Below are 15,903 nucleotides of genomic sequence, written 5' to 3' on the forward strand. Positions count from 1 at the left end.
TTTATTTGCTCTTGTCGTATTTGTCGAGTATCTTCTGATCAAGTCCTGTCAATGCATTGATGAATTCACCGAATTCACCTATGTGCATAGTAGTAGTAGTTGGAACTAGTGCTTCAGCACCATACAAATCTGTCAAGATTGCATTATTCTCATCATAATTTAGTTTGATAAGGCTATCAACTAGAGCGTTTTTGGTAGAGTCTGACATGTCAGCACTTACCATAAACACATGAGATGGTACTGGTCCAATAGTTGTAACTGGACGCAATTTCTTTTGATCCTCTATTTCAAGATATTTTGCTGGTGCAATATCAGAACCAAATGCTACATCAACTTTTTCTTCTAGAAGTAAAGTTAATGCTGCTTTGTAACCACCTGCAAAGGTATAACTCTCAAAGTTATCAGCCAATGCAGATTCCAAGGCAATGATATCATCACCTTCAATTGTTACATGTCCTTCAGTGACTAGTGTTCCCATTGGTCTAACAAAACCAGAAGAACCAGTCATGCTGGTAAATGCAACTTTTTTACCAACAGTATCTTCAATTGATTGGAGAGAATCATTTTCTGCTAGTGTCCAAACTGTTGCTTGGTAATTTACTTTACCTTTAACAAGTTCTGCCAATACAGCTTCTGCACCAGTTCTTTCATGAGTAATCCATGCAGGTCCAGTATCCATAAAAGCCGCGTCAATGTGACCAAATCTCATTCCTTCAATAATGGTCTCATAGTTTGTTGGAATAACTACTTCAATGTCAACACCTAATTCACTTTCAAGGAATTGTTCTAGTGCTTCAGCTTTTGGAGTTAACTCTTCAGCCTTTTCTACTGGAATAAATCCGATAGTTAGGGTGTCAACATCGACAGATTTTGAATCAGATGAAACATTGATGATTCCATTTTCTATAAGGAACTCAATTCCATTTAGAAAAGTTGAATCATCTACGGCACCTTCTGCCCACCAGCCAGCATTAGTCTTAATCCAATCAGGAAGAGAACTTTGTGCTTGTGCGGTTTGGCTCAAAGGAATTGTTGCCATGCCAATAGCTACAAATGCAACAATGATTGCCATGGTTGTTTTTTGTTTCATGATTTCTAAAAAATTAGGATAAGCTAAATTATTTAAACCGGATATTCATTCCAAAGACTAATTCTAAATCTATAGAATGAGAATAACTATAAACTTGATTTTGGATTAGCAGTATTAGGATACAAGTTCAAACTAGGCTCAAGATTATCTACAGTAATCTCCACTTTTCCAATTCTGCTACGATATTGTTTGATCTTTTTTCCTTCTGGCGAAATTACAAACTTGTCTACTTCTGCTAAAGCAAGATCTTCAAGATTTGAAAGTGTCTTGTAAACTGTGGAAATGGAAATTTTCAATTCTTCTGCAATCTGAGTTGCATCCTTTGATTCATTTTTCACTGAAAACAATACTGCTCTTGTACATACATTACTCAAAGACTCGATAATTTTCTGAGTAATATCAAATTCAGATAATTGAATGATGTTTGGTTTTGCCATAGAATCACTTGTTTGGTAGTAAAGTTAAGACAGGTTCAGGTTTCTTTATCGAGATATCTGCTTTACTAATTCGACTTCGATAGACCTTGTATTTTCTTCCTTTGTCAGACAACATCCATTTTTCAACTTCAATTAATGTAAGTTCTTCAAGGTCTGTCAATTTTTTGTATACAGAACTAAGAGGGATTTTGAGTTTATCAGAAAGCTCTGCAGCAGTGTTTCCTTTTCTAATTATAGAAAACAGTATTGCACGAGATTCAGAATCAGCTAGAGCTTCTATTACTTTTTGAGTAATGTCATATTTTTTTAGTTGAGGTAATGTGAGTTTTCTCGACACATTGTTCAAAAATTATTTGTTGTATTTAAAACTAGATAATTCATTCTCATTCTATAGATTTAGAATCAGCTATAGTGAGTAGTTTCTTGTTGAGGAGACAGTTTTTTCCAAAACAATCCAAGAATAATTCCAATAGATGCCCAAAATGAGGTGACACCAAGAACGGACATGAATCTAAACTCATTTACCAAGCCCATAGGAGCAGTTACTTCATCAGGGTTTTCAGGCATTACAAAGAATACTGCAGAGATAAAAACCCCATAACCTAGCAATGCAACAAGTTTTTTGTTGTTTTTTAGTTTCTTTGATAATTGATAAAATCCAACTGCGCCAAATCCAGATATTGCAATAAATGACAAATACAAAATTGCCCTCAACACAACAGTTTCACCATCACCCACAGTTGGAGGGTTTGCAGGATATTTCAAAAATGGAATGATGTATAGTGTAAGCCACATTATTCCAGCCAACATTAGTGATTTCTTGATGTCATTATTTCCAGGTAATGCATTTCGGGATAATGCAAAGACAATACCAAACAGTGCACCAACAGAAGTACCTAAAATTACACCGGCAAGAATTTGACCACTTTTCTGCCAAGTTCTATAACCTTCATACTCTACCCAAAATTCAGGAGTGTCTTCTTCTTCACCAGATGCAAACAAGTTTTGGTTTTCAATTCCTATTGCTTGATCAAGATAAGGTTCTACAATTGCAAAATTAACTGTACCATGAATTAGTCCAGCAAACGCACCTGAGATTAAGACGATTACAATAAAAAGAAATGTTTTCATGATAAGGAACCTCTAATGGCATGGAAAGCCTGCTGCATGTCTCATATCATGAGTAAGTTCATGGAGATACAAATCAGTAAATGCTTGCTCGCCATAAACTAGGCTAAAGATATGTCCTTGATCAAATCCTACAACAAACAATCCTGCTGCAAAGATGATACCTAATGCAATAATTGCTAATTTTGGTACTTGTGATTTAGACACATTCATTTGTCTTGTTTCAGACATGAGGTTAGCACCAGCTGAATGTATTTAAGCTCTTGGATGATTTGTCCAATTTATAAAACCAAAAAAAGATCGTAAAACAGAATTTGAAGAAAAATATTCAGACTCTACAAAACATAGTTTCAAGAAAAGGATCTAGTAAAGTACTGACATTTAGTATTCCGCATGTATTCAAGGCTCTTCAATTATTATCAGAGGAGAGATTTGTGAGTAGGGCAACTTTGGGAAAAGAGGTTCATCTAGGAGAAGGGGCAGTAAAGACCTTGATTTCACACCTAAAAGAAGCAAAAATGATAGACTCGACAAGATCAGGTAATTTTCTTACAGAAAAGGGAAAAAAATTCACATCACAATTACAGAAGACAATTCCAAAAGAATGTAAAATTGAGAAAAACAATCTAACTCAAAGTAAAAACAACCATGCCATAATTTTGAAAAGATATTCATCTTTGATAAAAACAGGATTAGAGCAAAGAGATTATGCAATAATGTACGGTTCGTCAGGATGCACCACATTATCGTTCAAAAATAACAAATTTGTTTTTCCAGGAGAAGACAAGGACTGTTTAAACAAAGACAAAAAAACCAAACAAATCCTTGTGGAAAAACTGAATCCATCTGAAGGAGACATTATCATTATTTCATCTTCAGAGGATTCGTTTGTAGCAGAAATCTCAGCAAAAAACTCTGCACTTTGGACCATTGCCACAAATTAAACAAGACTTTTACTTGCATTCAAAAAAAATCCAACATGACAAAGTACTCTCTTTTAGTAATCCCAATAGTGATAGGCATTATAGCAGTAGGATTTCTGGCTTTTTATCCAGAATCAGAAAACAATACAAAAAAATTAACACCATCAAAACTCATTGAGAATGGGTCTCCAATATCAGGAGACAGTAATGCACCAATTACCATTTTAGAATGGGGGGATTACCAATGTACATATTGTTACAAATTTCATCAAAACACACTAAATAAAATTAATGAGGATTTTATTAAAACAGGAAAAGTAAAACTAGTTTTCAAAGACTTTCCACTTAATGGTCCAGATTCTGTGTTAGCAGCTGAGGCATCATATTGTGCAGAAGACCAAAAAAAGTATTGGGAGTATCATAATGAACTTTACAAAAATTGGGGAGGGGAAAGAACAGGATGGATAACCAGAAGTTCATTAGACGATTTTGCATCAACAGTTGGTTTAGATTTAGAGACATTCAACACATGTCTTGATGAACACAAGTATCAAGACAAGGTTAATGCACTGTATGAATTTGGAAGAGAAATTGGAATTGATGCTACTCCTTCGTTTCTAATATTCAACGGTGAGGAAATTATCAAAATTAGAGGAAACCAGCCATTAGAAGTATTCCTCAAAACAATTGATGAGTTGTGATCAGATGCAGACACAAATCAATCAAAATTAATATCCGCATAGATTGGAGAAAGCACAAATGGGAAAAATAGAGGTAGAGAAACAAGATTCTGTTAAAATCTACAAAATCAGAAAAACATTAGAAGAATTATCAAGAAAATCGGGTAGAGGAACAGAACTCATCACAGTATACATTCCAAAAGGAAAACAACTTCACGAGATTATAGGCACTCTTCAACAAGAACAAGGTACTGCAGACAACATAAAGTCAGATCTGACTAGAAGTCACGTAGTAGATTCTCTAGGTAAAGTAGTTCAAAGATTAAAGCTATACAAGAAAACTCCCGAAAGAGGACTTGTGATGTTTTGTGGAGCATTGCCTCCAGAAGAAGGAGGTCCTTTGGGAAGTGAAGTTGTCAAAGTTTGGGAAATTGATCCACCAAAAGATTTGAATCAATATCTGTACAGATGTGATGATCACTTCCATGTAGACATTCTAAAAGACATGCTCAAAGATGACAACTTGATTGGCTTTTTGGCAATTGATGCAAAAGATGCAGGATGGGGATTGTTACACGGAGACAAAATCGAAGTGTTATCCCAAACAGGATCAGGAGTTGCAGGAAAACACAGACAAGGTGGACAGTCTGCAAAAAGATTTCAAAAATTAAGGGAGATGGAGTTAACGTATTACTTTAACAGAGTAGCTCAAACAACAAGAGAATATTTTATCGACATTTATCCAGTTAAAGGATTAGTCATTTCAGGTCCAGGTCCTACAAAAGAAGATTTCATTAATGGAAACTATCTAGAGTACAGATTGCAAAATAACATCATTGCAACAATTGATTCATCATATTCAGGTTCAGAAGGTATCAGAGAAGCATTTTCAAAGGCTTCGGATATTTTAGGTAACTTTAGACTAGTTGAAGAAAAGAAGCTTGTTGAAGCATTATTCAGAGAGATTAATGGAAACACAGGAAAAGGATCATATGGATTGCAAGAGGTAGTTGAATTTCTAAAAAACAACGTAGTAGAAACTTTGATCATAACAGACAACACAAACTTGCACAGAGTTGAAGGAATATGTAAAAGATGCAAACATGTTCAAGAAGAAATTATTGAAAGACCTCAAGTAATTCCAAAAAAAACAGAATATACTAGCAAACCTTGTCCAGGATGCAATTCAATGGAAGTCGAGGCAAATGAGCAAGACATTGTAGATTATTTAGAGTTGATAGCATCAAAAACGGGTTCAAAATTAGAAGTGGTATCTGGAAGTGCAGAGCACGGAAACATGCTAGCAAGTCTTGGAAAAATTGGTGCGATTTTAAGATATAACCCAGGTCACACTAAATAAAACTGCGAATTTTTTTTGCCAGTTCTGCAAGTTCAGAATCATCTGAAATTTGTCGTTTAGTCCAGATAGTTCCTTTGGAGTTGTATCTTGGAATTATGTGGATATGCACATGTGGGATTATCTGTTTTGCAGCACGTCCATTATTTTGAGCAATACTAAATGCATCAGCATTGGCACCAGTCAAAATTGCTTTGGCAATTTTTGGAACAAGTGAAAAAAGTTTTCCGACATTTTCAGGAGTCATATCTGTAATTCGTTCATGGTGTTCACGTGGAATTAACAAACTATGTCCAACGTCAATGGGGTATTTGTCTAAAAATGAGACATGAGAATCATCTTCATACAAAATATGGCCTTCTCTCTTTCCATCTAAAATATCACAAAAAATACAAGTCATAAATTCAGCAGTTTTTGATTTTATTTATTATTTATTGGAAAATAATTCTTTGAGAATACGAGTTTATCGAATGGTTAATTAGGGCAAATTTCAGAGTTTGAGCATCCTATGGGCAGAAAAGAGAGAAGAGCACGTGAACAAAAACGTGAGAACTATGCTACAAAACATTCAGCTGCACAAAGAAAACAGACACTAATTGCAGTCGGAGTTTTAGCAGTAATTGCAGTAATTGTAGGATATGCTGCATGGATGTTTGCTACAATGGATCAAAGTACTGCCCCAGGAGGACCTGAAAATGCAGGAGCGTTAGGCAGTGATCACACACACGCTGCAATTGCAGTAAGAATATTTGGAGATCATTTTGACTTTTCAGCTCCAGCATATCAAATCAAATCACCATGGATTCACTTTGAAGGACGAGATGGTTCCACAGTACACAAACACGCAACAGGTGTAACTCTAGACTATCTGTTTGAATCACTATCACTAGGTCTTGACGACAAATGCTTTGTATTCCAAGACGGTAGAGAATTCTGTAGTAATGAAGATTATTCTCTAAAGTTCTTTTATAATGGAAAACAAGTGCAAGACATTAGAGATATTGAAATCATGGAAGATGACAGGATTCTGATATCATATGGTGGAGAAACATCTGAAGAAATTGAAGGTCAATTGGTAGAATTAGAGAATCAGAGAATAGTCAAATAGAATTCTAGGGTTCTTTTGTAGTAAATTGTGCCATTTTATCAAAGAACATGTAAAATCCACAACGAGAACATCTAAGAACTGTTAATTCTGTTGTAAGAAATTCCTTGTCTTCAAATCTACCACTGAGTTTTACATTCTCACCTGCAATTTCGGCTTTGTTGCTTTTACAAACAGGACATTCTAGCGCTTTTTGTTCCATGAGTTTCAAACAAGGAGTTAGAATTTAAACTCAGTGAAAGTTTTGGAATTGATATTTTCAACAAAGTCTAAATTATAGCAATCAAGAATTCCATCATGGGAGAAATCTCTAGTAGAAATGTTGTAGAAGGTACTTCTCGTGCACCACAAAGAGCAATGTACAAAGCTATGGGATTAGATGATACTGATTTATCAAAACAAATGATTGGTGTATGTCATACAGGAAATGAAGCAACACCATGTAACATCCATCTTCCAAGATTAGCACTAAAAGCAAAAGAAGGTGTTTCAGATACAGGCGCAACACCTAGAGAATTTTCAACAATTGCAGTAAGTGATGGAATAGCAATGGGACATGAAGGAATGAAATCCTCTTTGATTTCTCGTGAAGTAATTGCAGATTCTATTGAATTAATGGTCAGAGCACATCAATACGATGCATTAGTAGGAATTGCAGGATGTGACAAGAGTCTTCCAGGAACAATGATGGCAATGGCAAGATTGAATGTTCCATCGGTGTTTGTTTATGGAGGCACTATCATGCCAGGAATGTTAAACGGAGAAGAATTAACAGTTGTAGATGTTTACGAAGCAGTTGGAGCATATGATGCAGGACAATTATCATTAGAAGGTCTAAAAAATATTGAAAACACTGCATGTCCAAATGAAGGATCTTGTGGAGGAATGTTTACTGCAAATACAATGGCATCCATTTCAGAAGCAATCGGTCTTGCATTACCAGGTAGTGCCAGCCCACCTGCTGAAGATGACAGAAGAGAGAAAATGGTGTATGACACAGGAGTTGCATGTGCAAAAGCATTACAGATGGACATCAGACCAAGAGAAGTTCTAACTTTTGAAGCGTTTGAAAATGCAATCACAATGTTGAACTCTGTTGGAGGTTCAACAAATGGAATTTTACATTTATTGGCATTAGCAAATGAAGTAGGTATCAAATTAACATATGATGATTTTGAGCGAGTTAGAAAAAAGACACCTCACATAGCAGATATGAAACCTGGTGGAAATTATGTAATGAATTCACTTGATAAAATTGGAGGAATTCCATTTGTGTTAAAGAAACTACTTGACAAGGGATTACTGAATGATAATTGCATTACAATTACAGGAAAAACTATCAAGGAAAATTTGAATTCCATGGTTTTGCCTCAAGCAGAACAACAAATAATCAGACCCATGGAAAATCCGATTCACAATGTTGGAACGGCAGTAATTCTCAAAGGCTCACTTGCACCAGATGGGGCAGTGATAAAGACTGCAGGAGTGGAAATGACAAAATTTACTGGAAAGGCTCGTGTGTTTGACAGAGAAGAATTTGCCTTTGAGGCAGTAAAAAGAGGAGATATTGATGAAGGACATGTTGTAGTGATTAGATATGAGGGACCTAAAGGTGGACCAGGCATGAGAGAGATGCTTGCAACAACTGCAGCACTAGTTGGTCAAGGTTTAGGCAAAAAAGTAGCAATGGTTACAGATGGAAGATTCTCAGGAGGAACAAGGGGATTCATGATAGGACATGTTGCACCAGAAGCATATGTTGGAGGCCCAATAGCACTAGTAAAAGATGACGATGAGATTACAATAGATACTGAAACTAACCTAATTGATCTTCATGTATCATCTGAAGAGTTGAAGAATAGAAGAAAGGAATGGAGTCCACCAAAACCAAACTACACAACAGGGGCATTAGCAAAATTTGCAACACTAGTAGGTTCTGCTGCAGAGGGCGCCATTACAAAACCTAATCTATAGAAAGTTTTTTCAAATCTAATTTTTCTTGTTCGACAACATAGATTTTCAATAATGTCTTCCATGCTTTTTGAAAGTCAGTTGTAAATTTTTTAAATCCAGATGTAGTAGATAGGGAAATTTTTGATTTTGGATTATAATTTACTTCATTTATAGAGATACAATGAACTGCATCGTTTCTTACTTCAAATAGTCTTGACATATCTCTGGTGAATTCAGGATCAAACACTTTCCAATCAAGAAATGTTCTGATTTTTCTATTAATTGGAACAAGATTAAGAAGATAAAGTAATTCATCACTATCTTTTTGATTTGAAGAGCGTACAATTCGTAATCGAATTATTTCATCAAACAAAAAAGCCATCTTTGAGAAGGCAGACAAAACACTGTCTCTGTTTTTTGAGATAGTTAATTTAGAATTAAATCCATTTTTGATGGAACCATCATTGATGAAATAATGTTTGTCTTTGTCAACTAAATACAATCGGATTTTGGGAGAAACAGTTTTACTTTTTTTGACATCTGTCAAAAACTTTGAAACGCTCATGTGGCAACAAAATCTCATCAATCAATTAAGGATTTGGAAGATTTTCAAGAAAAGATGATCAATTTGTCCATAATCTTTATAGATCAGCGATCAGAAATTACTTCAGAGATAGCAGGAAAGAAAATCAAAATTATCATTTATCAAATACTGTTATCTACTACAGGTTTTCTATGCCTAAAACATCATAGTATGACTTTGGAATCATTTGTTGTGCCTTAAAAAAGACGTTATTTGCAGCAGCATCAAGAACATATGTTCGGGCCCAATCATCCTCACTTCTAATTGAGCGCCCAAATCCCTGCAGTAATTTTGTCAAGGTTTGAGAGGTATACCAAAGTGGGAATTTATCCATCTTAGCCTTTGTTCTCTTTTCTTTGTAATTGGGATATGGCACCTTTGCAATAATCTGAAAGCGAGAAAGATCATCTTTGAGATCAACGCCCTCCCAAAGTGATGATGAAAGTAAAACACCTGTAGGATCTGAGGCATGTTCAGATATTATTTCATCTTGTGTTTTTCCATCCTTGTTCTTGCTGTGACAGATTCTAATTCTTCGAGTATTTTTTGGAGAAAGAAACCTTAGAATTTTTTGACATCTGGGAATAGATGATGTAAGAATTAATCCACGTTCAGTAGAATGTTCATCTAAAATTCGATCAATTGTTTTGACCACTTCTAATTCATCTTCTTCTGTAGAACCATAACTTAATCGCCTGATATTTAGCAAGTCAATTCTTCTATTTTCAATCGGAAATGGGGATTTTGGTGCATCAACAAATGCCACCTCATCTTTGTTCAAACCCATGTTTTCACAAAAACTTTGTTTATCAATTGTAGCTGACATGAAAATTTGATGTTCAGTTTCAAAAAATGTATTTGCAAATTTTGAAACATCAATAGGTTTTACAGATATGGTTCTAAAATTACCATTCAAGTCACGAACAGGATCATTTACAACAAAATTATCTTTATCAGATGCAATGTCAATTTTTGCCTGAGCTGCTCTATCATATCGTCTCTCCAATCTTGAAATTAATTCGTAGTCAGGATCATTTTCAAATCCAGGACTTTCCTTAATGTCTTTGATTTTTTTTGCATAAGAATACGCAATATCATCAGTTAAGGAAATCATTGAATCTAAATCTGTAAAATCATATTTGTCAGCATTGAGGTTACATTCATCAACTTGTCCTGCAAAGATATCAAATCCTACAAATTGAATAATTTGGTCTTCGATTTTATGTGCCTCATCAAAAACAGATACCTTTCTATCCAAATAATCTTCAAATAATTTTTTGTTAAACTTCATAATTTGGAAAAAAGCATGATAATTCCAAAGGGAGTGTTTTGAAACTAGTGCCTCATATTTTTGAAGATAGTAATGACATGAATTTGAATCCTGAGTATTTTCTTCAACTTGTTTAATTGTAGGCTTGAATTTACACGTCTCAATAACCTCTTTGCCATTTTTACTAGTGCGTTCAAGACATTCTCCTTTTTCACAAGTAAGACCCCATCGCATGGCTCTCCGAGAATTATCGACTTTTTCAGCAGACATCAACTTCAAACAAGGAAAATTTTGTTTCCCTTTAACAGGCTTCAAAAATGGAATATCTTTGATGTATTGATCTTGAAGATGTTTTGATGCAGTTACAGTAAATGAGCTATCAAAATACTTTGAAACAGTTGCACCAACTAAAGACTTTCCAACTCCAGTAGGAGCACACAAAACAATTTTTTTATATCCTGAACGAAGTTGTTCTTCAATATCAGAAATAATTTCTTTTTGAATACCTCTAGGAGTAAACTGTTCAGGGAATTTTTCTAAAAGTGACAGGATTAATATGATTTATTCTTTATATTAAAAGCATGAAGGTTCTTGTAATATCAGAAATATAGCAATCTAGTTTAATATCTAGTAAATACACTATAGATCATGGAATTACTTGACGATAAGATGAGAGTGTGGTTAGAAAGTGCAAAATTTGTTAAACCACACTCAGGGGTATACGTCCTGTACAACAGAAGTAAGCACCCAATATACATTGGAGAGACCAACAATCTTGAAGAGACATTCACAAAATATGTGGACACAGAATTTGAAGGCAATGAATGTATGCAGAAAACACAATTTTATCAAAGAGTGTTTGAAGATAATCCAAAAGAATTGCAATTACAGTTAATTGACCAATTTAGAAATGAGACAAATGAATTACCCTCATGTAATTCTGAGATCAAAGTAGAAACACACTAAATTCTTTCACTGCATTGCACTGAAGACCTACTGAATTAATAGAAAAAATATAAAAATTTCAACATGGGAAACGCAATGATTTATGCAGGTATTGCAGTCGGAGTAGCAGCTTTGGCCGGAATTATGGTCTATGCACATGATAACCAAGAAAATTATCTTAAAGATGACGCAGTACTTGCCCCAGCTGCAGAACAAGGCGCATTTTCATCAGAGACAGGAATGGTGCAATTGAATAAAGAACAATGGCACGATGACCCATTTGGTGATAGAGCAGCTGAAGTTAGAGCAGCATACGAATCTGGTGGATAATCCACCAAGTTTCTTTTTATTTTATTTTTAGTCATTCCACACACCTAACATCAGAGAAAGTAATTAATCTAAGAAGGGCGTAATTTAGCAATGCATCAATGTTATTATTGTGAACAAATTTTTGATTCAAAAGAAGCACTATATGAGCATGTAGAAGTGCATTCAGATGCAGAAAGAAATAAGGAGATAATGGATAGAAAAAAGAAAGTAGAAAAAAACTAGCTTTTTAGCCTCAATTAAAAAAAATAGAGTAAAGGTAAGAAATAATCACATTCAGGTGGTGAAATAACAACTCGGTTGCAAAATAATATGGATTGGGTTGAAGCACTATTGCAAAAATCATGTGACAGAACACTAACAAAAGAAGAGGTTCTTCATAGTCTATTTCACATGATTGAAGTTAATGAAAACACCCTCAATCAAATTCAATCAGACAAAAGAGATTTTGGACCAGAGTTAGAAGAATTAAAGCAAACAGAAATCAGAGATATTGATTTTCATCTAAAATACTATCGAAGTTTAGTGAATTACATTAATTCAATTCAAGAAAATAAAATTTTTGAGAAACGACACTAATCATCCCAGGACACAGTGTACGCAACAAAGGTTCTAGGCAATGATTTTTTTGTATTGATTCCCCATTCTTCTGAAGTATGTCCAGAATTGAGCTCTGATACCTCACCCCAATTGAATTTAGGTAGTTTGGCAGTTTTCATGGTTTTTTGAGCAAGTTGAAGTTAATAAAAAACGAGTCTGCAGTGCAAGATACTTTATGATTTTAAATGTTCAAATTTCAAACCATACTCAGAGAGTTTTTCTAAATTATTTCCATAATCAGTAGTTTCATCATATTCATGCAGTCTTTTTTCTAGAATGTTTTGCAATTCTTCAACTTCTTGAGCAATCATTTTTCCAGAATCCTCTTTGGCAAGTTGTTTTCTTTGATCTTCATTTTTTCCTCGTGTAGGAAATGTTTTTCCTTCAAACATCGTTTGTAATCTAGAAAGATTTTCACGTTTTACTAATTCTGCCAAATCAAATCGTCCTTGTTCATATCTTAACAGCTGATCGTTTGTTTCTGAAGTTCTAACTGAAGATAGTAAAGGACAGAATTCAACTGAGATCTGGATATTTTTTATGAGAAATAGAATATCGTTGCCCATTTTCTCAGAATCAACAGTCCAGGTAAATCCATACTTTATCACACTATGAGAATCCTCATAGGATGCAGGATTATGTTCGGCCTTAAAATCAGACCAGTTTAGAGAACAGTGTTTAGTCCAAGACAGAATTTCATTTTCGCTCATTATCTTGATAATTTGAAAATTTCAGAATAATTAGATTGTGATTAGGATGGTTTTCCATCACGCCCACTGAATTTTCCAATAGGTTGTGAGGTGTCAAATCCCAACCAGGAGTAATTTTGAGATTCTTGAGAGTTGTGGAAATTTTGATGTTCCATTAATTCAGAATCTTCCCAGTCACCATCATGAATAAAAGGACATTTTTCATGCAGACCATTTTTTTGAATACCTTTACACGTGATTAGCAAGCAAAGAATATTGAATTTTAGAATTGAAAAATTTTGTGTATAGGCACAAATCTGTAAAAATTAAGTAAACAAGAACAACCCATTTTGATCAAAATACAAGACACATTTTATTTTAAGAATTTTTCAATAATAAAATCAAGAAATATTGAAAGCAAGATGATTGCTGGCTCGATGTTTGTACGTAGTTCCCAAAGAACCGAGGCAAAATAATGTCAGGCTTGCTTGCTTTCTTTATTCTCAATTTCAAGTTTAAGATACAAATTTGAATCCAAACTATTAATTTCAGATAATTTCAATGACTTGTAATGAATAGTAAATTTTACATGTGGATGGGCGTATCAGTTGCAGCGTTAGCAGTAGGATTCATACTTTTGTTCAGTTAATCAGATTAGTTTTTTTGATTAGAAAAATCAATTTTTACATCGTTTTTTTATTTTATCCAGATTTTTAGAGATAAAGTATTGCCATAGGTGTAGCTGGATAGTTGATAATCGCACTAACGCATCACGGCATTGATTATCAACTTTTATCTGTGGCCCAATTAATTAGGATGAGAATTTGAAGCATAATCAAATTTTTCCTTATCAGAAAATAATTCAAAATTATTCTTTTCCAAATCTAAAACATTATGAAATGCAGGACATGAATTATCAATTGAAAACAATTCTTGGCATTTAGGGCATTGAACAACTACATGAGAACCCCAATCACATTCTATTTCATCGATAATTTCAAAATTAACAGACTCATCGCAAATACATCTAATTTGATTTTGGAATTTTTGAGGATCCATAAAATACAACTTTTAAAATTAAATATAATTTATTAGCAATCAATAATTTACAAAAACATGACAGAGTGTCCCACGTGCAAACTTTCTATGGAATCTCACTCTACATCAGAGTTAATGGAATGCTGTATGAAACAGGTAGGAGATGAATTTACTGAGGAACAAGAAGGGATTTGTCCTAATTGTAGACACGATATAAAGAAACACTCAGACAAAGAGCTTGCAGAGTGCACTATTGAATATCTAAAATCTGGAATTCAATAATCTAGTTAAGATTAAACAATAGAAAAATTAGAAACAAGTATTGAATCAAACAACAAGGGAGTTAATCAGAAAATTTTCTCCAATGTGGACTAACAAACAAGTTTGGGAATTTGATCAATTAAACGAGGATTTGAGGTTTGATGCCACCTATGTAAAACCTCAAGATTATGATGAAAATGTGTGGAAATCAAAATCAGCTTATCTAGATTCAGAAATACGAGATATGGTAGTCAGAACATTTGACAATATGCTTGATGGTGAAGAATTATGGATTTCAAACAAAAATGATAGAAAGATTGATGAGAAATACACACCTTATCTCATGGCTGTTATGGCTGATGTGATGATTGAAGAAGAAATATGTCTGAATTTTAGAATCGAGAAGGAATGTTTTGTAGTATCTATTGATTCAGATGCAGATGTGATTGATTGTAAAGAATTTTTTGAAGAATTTTATCATTTGGCAACAGGTTTCAATTATGATACAGATACAGGTATACCAGAAGATGAAACAGAAGCTGAAATGTATCTAACACGACTTCAAGAAGAATTTGATGAAAGAATGAAAGGAATTCTAGGAGACAAATATTTGCCAGGGAATAATGATCCAGATACAATAAATGCAAAATGATTATCTAAAATACTAGATTATTTCTTGATAAGACATGTCACAGAGAAGACCATATAGGAAATTTCCGAAGAAAGGTCCTTCATTAACTACAGAGCAAAAAGTTGAAAAATTCATTTTAAGAAATTCTGAAAATGGTTTTTTTACCAAAGTCACTACAATCCCATACAAATTTGAAATATCCGAAAGCAAGGCTTGGGATATTGTTGGAGAGTTACTCTCAGATGGGAAAATAGAATCAATGCATGATGAGATTTCAGGTGAGATGAAGTTATGCAAAACAGGTCAAATGTATTCTATAATGAATTCAGAACAAAAAAGAAAAAGACAAAAACCAAATAATTTTAAAAAGAAAAAATCAAAATCACCATAAACATGGTTTAAACAAATACTTATCTTCAAGAATTAATTTGTCATAATATGGAGGATGAAAATTTACCAGTGCAGTGTCATCCCATAATAAAACCAAAAAAGAAAAAAGAAGAGAGTAAGAAAAATGATACAGTGTAAATTATGCGGCACTCCATTGGGAAAAGAACCAACAACAGAAGAATTAGAAACCCATTGGAAAAAACATCATGATTGGCACTGGGAATCAAACAAAGATAAATCTCCCGAAGAAGCATTATTGAAAAAAAGAGACTAACAACGTCTTGGAATAGTGGTCGTTTATAGCATGCCTAGACCACTAATCGAAGGCGTTACTATTAGTCTGGGCTCGAAATATAAAAGAACGAACAATTGATTTTCAAACATCTGTTTAAATTAAAACCAAATTTGAAACTAATTTACACAATTTCAGACAGGTGATTTATCAATTTGATATGGTATCCATATATCATGAGAGAAGATTTCGCCGAATATACCA

Annotated in this window: 26 protein-coding genes; 13 read left to right on the forward strand and 13 right to left on the reverse strand. The window is 34.0% G+C overall.

The annotated features are described in order from the left end of the window. Position 1: 1 nt before the first annotated feature. The 5 genes from phnD to ACQY2P_RS03180 all read right to left on the reverse strand — a co-directional run bounded on the left by phnD (position 2) and on the right by ACQY2P_RS03180 (position 2,886). On the reverse strand, positions 2-1,090 hold the full coding sequence (phnD, locus tag ACQY2P_RS03160) for a phosphate/phosphite/phosphonate ABC transporter substrate-binding protein (protein ID WP_428326956.1): 1,089 nt from the start codon (positions 1,088-1,090) through the stop codon (positions 2-4). An 86-nt stretch (positions 1,091-1,176) separates the two neighbouring features. After that, positions 1,177-1,527 carry a helix-turn-helix domain-containing protein gene (locus tag ACQY2P_RS03165; RefSeq protein WP_428326957.1) on the reverse strand — a complete coding sequence of 117 codons (351 nt, stop codon included), beginning with the start codon at positions 1,525-1,527 and terminating at the stop codon, positions 1,177-1,179. Between the two features lie 4 nt (positions 1,528-1,531). After that, a complete protein-coding gene (locus tag ACQY2P_RS03170; RefSeq protein WP_428326958.1) occupies positions 1,532-1,864 on the reverse strand; it encodes an ArsR/SmtB family transcription factor in 333 nt (110 codons plus the stop codon). A gap of 65 nt (positions 1,865-1,929) precedes the next feature. After that, positions 1,930-2,658 (reverse strand): CbtA family protein, encoded by a 729-nt coding sequence (locus ACQY2P_RS03175; protein ID WP_428326959.1) that lies wholly within the window; start codon positions 2,656-2,658, stop codon positions 1,930-1,932. 12 nt (positions 2,659-2,670) lie between these two features. Beyond that, positions 2,671-2,886, reverse strand: a complete 216-nt coding sequence (locus ACQY2P_RS03180) for a CbtB domain-containing protein (RefSeq protein WP_428326960.1) — start codon at positions 2,884-2,886, stop codon at positions 2,671-2,673. A gap of 203 nt (positions 2,887-3,089) precedes the next feature. On the opposite strand from ACQY2P_RS03180, the gene ACQY2P_RS03185 reads away from it, so the two are divergent. The 3 genes from ACQY2P_RS03185 to prf1 are packed head-to-tail and all read left to right on the forward strand — an operon-like array spanning position 3,090 to position 5,618. After that, positions 3,090-3,599 (forward strand): DUF4443 domain-containing protein, encoded by a 510-nt coding sequence (locus ACQY2P_RS03185; RefSeq protein ID WP_428326961.1) that lies wholly within the window; start codon positions 3,090-3,092, stop codon positions 3,597-3,599. Positions 3,600-3,634: 35 nt separating this feature from the next. Continuing rightward, positions 3,635-4,279, forward strand: a complete 645-nt coding sequence (locus ACQY2P_RS03190; RefSeq protein ID WP_428326962.1) for a DsbA family protein — start codon at positions 3,635-3,637, stop codon at positions 4,277-4,279. Positions 4,280-4,337: 58 nt separating this feature from the next. Further along, on the forward strand, positions 4,338-5,618 hold the full coding sequence (gene prf1 / locus ACQY2P_RS03195; protein ID WP_428326963.1) for a peptide chain release factor aRF-1: 1,281 nt from the start codon (positions 4,338-4,340) through the stop codon (positions 5,616-5,618). Here the strand turns inward: prf1 and ACQY2P_RS03200 are convergent. After that, complete coding sequence (locus tag ACQY2P_RS03200) at positions 5,611-6,015, reverse strand: HIT family protein (protein WP_428326964.1); 405 nt, start codon at positions 6,013-6,015, stop codon at positions 5,611-5,613. The two genes, prf1 and ACQY2P_RS03200, sit on opposite strands and share 8 nt — an antisense overlap. A gap of 108 nt (positions 6,016-6,123) precedes the next feature. On the opposite strand from ACQY2P_RS03200, the gene ACQY2P_RS03205 reads away from it, so the two are divergent. Further along, a complete protein-coding gene (locus tag ACQY2P_RS03205; protein ID WP_428326965.1) occupies positions 6,124-6,723 on the forward strand; it encodes a protein-disulfide isomerase in 600 nt (199 codons plus the stop codon). A gap of 4 nt (positions 6,724-6,727) precedes the next feature. Here ACQY2P_RS03205 and ACQY2P_RS03210 read toward each other — a convergent pair whose 3' ends face one another. Further along, the gene (locus ACQY2P_RS03210; RefSeq protein WP_428326966.1) at positions 6,728-6,922 is read right to left on the reverse strand and encodes a hypothetical protein; all 195 of its coding nucleotides are present in this window, start codon (positions 6,920-6,922) and stop codon (positions 6,728-6,730) included. A 95-nt stretch (positions 6,923-7,017) separates the two neighbouring features. Here ACQY2P_RS03210 and ilvD point away from each other — a divergent pair, with 95 nt between their 5' ends. Then, a complete protein-coding gene (ilvD, locus tag ACQY2P_RS03215; RefSeq protein ID WP_428326967.1) occupies positions 7,018-8,694 on the forward strand; it encodes a dihydroxy-acid dehydratase in 1,677 nt (558 codons plus the stop codon). Here the strand turns inward: ilvD and ACQY2P_RS03220 are convergent. Both ACQY2P_RS03220 and ACQY2P_RS03225 read right to left on the reverse strand, forming a co-directional pair. Further along, positions 8,684-9,238 carry a hypothetical protein gene (locus ACQY2P_RS03220; RefSeq protein WP_428326968.1) on the reverse strand — a complete coding sequence of 185 codons (555 nt, stop codon included), beginning with the start codon at positions 9,236-9,238 and terminating at the stop codon, positions 8,684-8,686. The genes ilvD and ACQY2P_RS03220 overlap by 11 nt on opposite strands. Before the next feature lie 157 nt (positions 9,239-9,395). Next, positions 9,396-11,084, reverse strand: coding sequence for a helicase C-terminal domain-containing protein (locus ACQY2P_RS03225; protein WP_428327265.1), 1,689 nt, complete (start codon positions 11,082-11,084; stop codon positions 9,396-9,398). Between the two features lie 90 nt (positions 11,085-11,174). Between ACQY2P_RS03225 and ACQY2P_RS03230 the strand changes: the two genes are divergently transcribed. From ACQY2P_RS03230 to ACQY2P_RS03245, 4 genes are all read left to right on the forward strand, one after another. Then, positions 11,175-11,492, forward strand: coding sequence for a hypothetical protein (locus ACQY2P_RS03230; protein ID WP_428326969.1), 318 nt, complete (start codon positions 11,175-11,177; stop codon positions 11,490-11,492). A 63-nt stretch (positions 11,493-11,555) separates the two neighbouring features. After that, entirely contained in the window at positions 11,556-11,801 is a 246-nt protein-coding gene (locus tag ACQY2P_RS03235; RefSeq protein WP_428326970.1) for a hypothetical protein, read from the forward strand. A 90-nt stretch (positions 11,802-11,891) separates the two neighbouring features. Further along, entirely contained in the window at positions 11,892-12,023 is a 132-nt protein-coding gene (locus ACQY2P_RS03240; RefSeq protein WP_428326971.1) for a hypothetical protein, read from the forward strand. Positions 12,024-12,110: 87 nt separating this feature from the next. After that, on the forward strand, positions 12,111-12,377 hold the full coding sequence (locus tag ACQY2P_RS03245) for a hypothetical protein (protein WP_428326972.1): 267 nt from the start codon (positions 12,111-12,113) through the stop codon (positions 12,375-12,377). Here the strand turns inward: ACQY2P_RS03245 and ACQY2P_RS03250 are convergent. From ACQY2P_RS03250 to ACQY2P_RS03265, 4 genes are all read right to left on the reverse strand, one after another. Then, positions 12,374-12,517: a hypothetical protein gene (locus ACQY2P_RS03250; protein ID WP_428326973.1), complete on the reverse strand. Its 144-nt coding sequence runs from the start codon at positions 12,515-12,517 to the stop codon at positions 12,374-12,376. The two genes, ACQY2P_RS03245 and ACQY2P_RS03250, sit on opposite strands and share 4 nt — an antisense overlap. Positions 12,518-12,571: 54 nt before the next feature. Beyond that, on the reverse strand, positions 12,572-13,108 hold the full coding sequence (locus tag ACQY2P_RS03255) for a hypothetical protein (RefSeq protein WP_428326974.1): 537 nt from the start codon (positions 13,106-13,108) through the stop codon (positions 12,572-12,574). 41 nt (positions 13,109-13,149) lie between these two features. After that, the gene (locus ACQY2P_RS03260) at positions 13,150-13,353 is read right to left on the reverse strand and encodes a hypothetical protein (protein WP_428326975.1); all 204 of its coding nucleotides are present in this window, start codon (positions 13,351-13,353) and stop codon (positions 13,150-13,152) included. A 541-nt stretch (positions 13,354-13,894) separates the two neighbouring features. Then, complete coding sequence (locus ACQY2P_RS03265; protein WP_428326976.1) at positions 13,895-14,146, reverse strand: hypothetical protein; 252 nt, start codon at positions 14,144-14,146, stop codon at positions 13,895-13,897. A gap of 57 nt (positions 14,147-14,203) precedes the next feature. On the opposite strand from ACQY2P_RS03265, the gene ACQY2P_RS03270 reads away from it, so the two are divergent. The 4 genes from ACQY2P_RS03270 (at position 14,204) to ACQY2P_RS03285 (ending at position 15,681) form a co-directional block, all read left to right on the forward strand. After that, positions 14,204-14,407 (forward strand): hypothetical protein, encoded by a 204-nt coding sequence (locus tag ACQY2P_RS03270; RefSeq protein ID WP_428326977.1) that lies wholly within the window; start codon positions 14,204-14,206, stop codon positions 14,405-14,407. Positions 14,408-14,447: 40 nt separating this feature from the next. Then, on the forward strand, positions 14,448-15,038 hold the full coding sequence (locus ACQY2P_RS03275; protein ID WP_428326978.1) for a hypothetical protein: 591 nt from the start codon (positions 14,448-14,450) through the stop codon (positions 15,036-15,038). A 34-nt stretch (positions 15,039-15,072) separates the two neighbouring features. Continuing rightward, positions 15,073-15,408 (forward strand): hypothetical protein, encoded by a 336-nt coding sequence (locus ACQY2P_RS03280; protein ID WP_428326979.1) that lies wholly within the window; start codon positions 15,073-15,075, stop codon positions 15,406-15,408. A 123-nt stretch (positions 15,409-15,531) separates the two neighbouring features. Beyond that, a complete protein-coding gene (locus tag ACQY2P_RS03285) occupies positions 15,532-15,681 on the forward strand; it encodes a hypothetical protein (protein WP_428326980.1) in 150 nt (49 codons plus the stop codon). Positions 15,682-15,903 lie beyond the last annotated feature (222 nt).

It is taken from the genome of Candidatus Nitrosopumilus sp., from assembly GCF_965262695.1.
GTDB lineage: Archaea > Thermoproteota > Nitrososphaeria > Nitrososphaerales > Nitrosopumilaceae > Nitrosopumilus.